The sequence below is a fragment of the Pseudomonas sp. 910_21 genome (assembly GCF_052850735.1).
The window spans coordinates 315,895-319,940 of sequence record NZ_VXCY01000006.1 but is presented as its reverse complement, the minus strand read 5'-3'; the positions used below and the strand labels follow the sequence as shown (position 1 = coordinate 319,940).

4 protein-coding genes are annotated in these 4,046 nt (G+C 58.3%); 3 read left to right on the top strand and 1 reads right to left on the bottom strand.

The window, feature by feature from the left end; genetic code table 11:
- Positions 1–53: 53 nt before the first annotated feature.
- The 3 genes from FW796_RS20785 to FW796_RS20775 are packed head-to-tail and all read left to right on the top strand — an operon-like array spanning position 54 to position 3,088.
- Positions 54–1,469 carry a cytochrome P450 gene (locus FW796_RS20785; RefSeq protein ID WP_346632829.1) on the top strand — a complete coding sequence of 472 codons (1,416 nt, stop codon included), beginning with the start codon at positions 54–56 and terminating at the stop codon, positions 1,467–1,469.
- Positions 1,470–1,526: 57 nt separating this feature from the next.
- Positions 1,527–2,282: a metallophosphoesterase gene (locus FW796_RS20780; protein ID WP_346632830.1), complete on the top strand. Its 756-nt coding sequence runs from the start codon at positions 1,527–1,529 to the stop codon at positions 2,280–2,282.
- Positions 2,279–3,088 carry a 4'-phosphopantetheinyl transferase family protein gene (locus tag FW796_RS20775; RefSeq protein ID WP_346632831.1) on the top strand — a complete coding sequence of 270 codons (810 nt, stop codon included), beginning with the start codon at positions 2,279–2,281 and terminating at the stop codon, positions 3,086–3,088. Before FW796_RS20780 ends, FW796_RS20775 begins: the two co-directional genes overlap by 4 nt.
- Positions 3,089–3,292: 204 nt before the next feature.
- Here FW796_RS20775 and FW796_RS20770 read toward each other — a convergent pair whose 3' ends face one another.
- Positions 3,293–3,952, bottom strand: coding sequence for an HD domain-containing protein (locus FW796_RS20770; RefSeq protein WP_346632832.1), 660 nt, complete (start codon positions 3,950–3,952; stop codon positions 3,293–3,295).
- Positions 3,953–4,046 lie beyond the last annotated feature (94 nt).

Below are 4,046 nucleotides of genomic sequence, written 5' to 3'. Positions count from 1 at the left end.
GGGGCCCCGTCTTGGCTTTATGTGTTGATCAACTCATTACAAGGTAAATGGATATGAAAACGCTCAAGGATCTACCCCAACGCCGCGGCCTGCCCTTGCTGGGCAACCTGCACCAGTTGGATAAAACCGCGTTGCACCTGTCACTGGAGCAGTGGTCGCGGGACTTTGATCACCAGCCGTTCCGCCTGCAGTTGGCCCATATGCACTTCGTGGTGTTCAGCAAGCCCGAGCAGGTTCGCCATATTCTCAAGCACCGACCTTCGCAGTTCCGGCGCATGAAAGAGATGGCCAGGTTGTTCGATGAAGTGGGTTTCAGCAGCCTGTTCACCGATGAAGGGGAGGCCTGGAAACGCCAGCGGCGGCTGATCATGCCGGCGTTTTCCAAGCGCAGCCTGGTGGCGTTCACCCCACAGATCGCCAGTACCGCGCTCAAGTTGCGCGATCGCCTGCGCACCCGTTCGGGGCAAGCGCTGGATCTGCGCGACGACCTGCGGCGCTTTTCGGTGGATGTCAGTTGCCTGCTGGTGTTCGGCTTCGACCTCAAGAGCCTGGATAACGACGACAGCCAGTCGCTGCAAACCTTCCATGACGTGGTCAACACCATCAATAGACGCATGCAGACGGTGGTGCCTTACTGGCGCGTGCTCAAGCTGCCGTCGGACCATCGCTTCGACCGTTCCATGCATGAGCTCAAGAGCATGGTGATTGGAATCGCCCGGGACACTCAGGAGCGCATGCGGCGCCAGGAGGACATGGGTGCCCATTGCGTCCTGCACAGCATGCTCGAAGCCGTGGACAGCGAAGACAGCGCGCTCACCGATGATGAGCTGTTCGCCAACATGATGATCCTGATTCTAGGCAGTGAGGGCACCACCGCGGCGATGCTCAGCTGGTTGTGCTTTTTCCTGGGCCAGGACCCGGACTTGCAGGACCGGCTGCGCCGCGAAGTCGCGCGCCTGGACCTGCATCAGCTTGACTATCATGCGCTGGCCGACTTGCCGCTGACCGAGGCGGTGATCGAGGAAACCTTCAGGATCAAGTCCACGGTGCCCGCACTGTTGGTGGAGACTCTGGAAGACACGGTCATCGACGATATCCAGCTGGAGAAGGGCACCCGGATCTTTGCCCTGACCCGTATCGACGGCCTGAAGAACCTGGAGCAGGACTCGCTGTTCAACCCTTATCGCTGGCTGGATGAACAGCACGCCTTGATCGATATGAAAGAGGCGCGGCAAAAGCAGTTTCCATTCGGTTATGGCCCACGTTCCTGTCCCGGCGCGCCGCTGGCCAACGTCGAGTTGAAAGTGGCGGTGGCGATGCTGGTCAAGTACTTCGACCTGGAACTGATCGACAAGGATCAAGTGAAAGACGTGTTCACCACCTCGGCGGTTCCGGACAATCTGAAGATCCGCCTCAGCCCCCGTGTGGAGCAAGAGGTGCCTGCTGCCAGCGAAGTTGATCTTGTCTGACGCCGCGGCTTGCGCCGGCGAGTGGTTTCCAGTGCTTATGTCTACTCAGGTATCTCAATGCGGCTATTTACCGTTTCAGATCTTCATACCGACCATCCGGAGAACTGGAAATGGCTTGAACAGCTGTCTTGTGAGGATTATCTCGACGATACCTTGATTGTGGCGGGGGACGTGGCCGATGAAATAGGCCTGCTCAGGGCCAGCCTTGAGCGGTTGAGCAGGCGTTTCCGGCATGTGTGTTTCGTGCCGGGCAATCATGATCTGTGGGTGATCCGCTCGGACCTGAGCTCATCCTTCGAAAAGTACCGCACGGTCAGCCAGGCGTGCCGCGACGCGGGTGTCCACACCCAGGCCTGTCGCGTGGGCAGCACCCTGATCGTGCCGTTGCTGGGCTGGTATGACTATTCCTTCGGGCCGCTCAACGAGACGTTGCGGGCCAACTGGATGGACTTCAAGGCCTGCCACTGGGAGGGGCATGACGACGAGACGGTGAGCCGAACCTTCGATGAGCTCAACCGTTTGCCCGATACGCGTGGGGCAGGGCGCATCGTGTCGTTTTCCCATTTTCTGCCCAGGATCGACCTGATGCCCAACGGCGTGCCGGCCCAGTACCGCTACCTGTACCCGGTGCTGGGCTCGGCGCGCCTGGAGCGGCAAGTGCGCCGGCTCGGGGCCCAGACCCACATTTACGGACACAGCCACCTCAATCGCAGCGTCACCCTGGAGGGGGTGACCTACATCAACAATGCCTTTGGCTATCCATCGGAGCGACATATCGCCAACAAGGCCTTGTTGTACCTGGGGGCACTGTGAACGCGTTTGATGATCGAGGGTTGCGGCTGGGGGCGGGTGAAATTCACGTGTGCAGCACCCGTGATCAGCACATCGGCGACGAGGCCTTGCTGGCGTTGTATCGCTCCTGGTTGAGCGCCGAGGAAACCGAGCGCATGGCGCGCTTCAGGTTCGAGCGTCATCGCCATCAGTACCTGATTACCCGGGCGCTGCTGCGCTCCACCTTGTCGCGCTACGCACCCTGGGTGGCCCCGCAGCAGTGGAGGTTTGCCAACAATGCCTGGGGCAAGCCGGCGATTGTCGCACCTGCTGTGCCGATGGCCTTCAACCTGTCTCATACCGAGGGCTTGGTGGTGTTGGCGCTGACCCTGGAAAACAGCGTCGGGATCGATGTGGAGTCGAGCCAGCGGCCGGTTGATCCCGACCTGGCCGAGCGTTTTTTTTCGGCCGCCGAAGTCCGCTACCTAGCCAGCCTGTCAGCCACCGACCAGACCTCGGCCTTCCTGACCTTATGGACCTTGAAGGAGGCCTATATCAAGGCCTGTGGCCAAGGCTTGTCCATCCCGCTGGAAAGCTTTTGCTTCGACTTGGCGACACCGGGGCAGATTGGTTTTTCCTGTCAGGCACTGGCGCTGTTTCAAGCCAGACGCTGGCGTTTCTGGCAATGGGAAAGCGGGCCGTTTGTCCTGTCCCTGGGCTGCTGCCCGCCATCGCAACACCTGCCCGCGATGGCCGTCAGGGTCTACGAGGTCATACCCGGGCTAAGCCATGAACCAAGGGAGGCGGTCATGTGTCGGACGTCCGCTGATTGTTCTGCGCTGTGCTGATTAAAAAAATACTGGATGGTGGTGGTATTCGATCAAATCCTGTTGGCATCCGGGGCGAGCGGGCTGTTGAGCTTTCGCAACAGCCTATGGCGCAATGCGTCATACGAACGTCCCTTGCACAGCATCGGTTGCCGATGCTGTGGCCGTGGAGATCGTTTGCAGCAAAGTGACTAGCGTATGAAATAACCCGGATCGATCACGCAGTTAACACTCTGGCGATCCAATCTCCGCCATGAATTCTTTTACAAAGTGCTCAAGGCTTTCATGCCTTTTAGCCGCAATGCGCGCGCCTTCCTGTGTCTGGAAACCGTAGGCCAGCTTGAGCAGCTTGGTGTGGAAGTGCTCGATAGCGAAGCGCTTATCCTGGTACTCCCTATCCAATGCCAGGGGGTTGGTGAAGTCGTACAAGGCCGATCCCATCCGCCCGGCGATATAGAAACACCTCGCTACCCCGACCATGCCTATGGCATCCAGCCGGTCACTGTCCTGGAGTATTTTGGCTTCGAGGGTGGTCGGTTCGAATCCTGCGGAAAAACTGTGAGTTTTTACGGCGTGAGCTACAGCCAGCACCTTTGATTCCGACCATCCCAGGCCCGCTAAAATACTGGCGGCTTTATCTGCCGAGAGCGTTGAGGCTTTGGCCCGCAGTGGTGAGTTTTTTTCGACAGCGACGCAGTCATGCAAGAGGGTGGCCGCCAAAAGCGTTTCCAGATCCCCACCTTCGATTTTCTGAATGGCTCTGGCGTTAATCCACACACGATGGATGTGGGAAAGATCGTGGGAACCATCGCCGTTGTCTTCGGGAAGATGCTGTAACAGATCCCTGGCCAGGCTTTGAAAGGGAAAAAATGGGGCATCAATCATGTTTAGTCGTCTTTGTGAGGAGAATGAAACCTGAAGGCGATTATTAGGCTCTGTACGAAAAATTTCGAAATATTATTTCATAGCGACGGCTTCC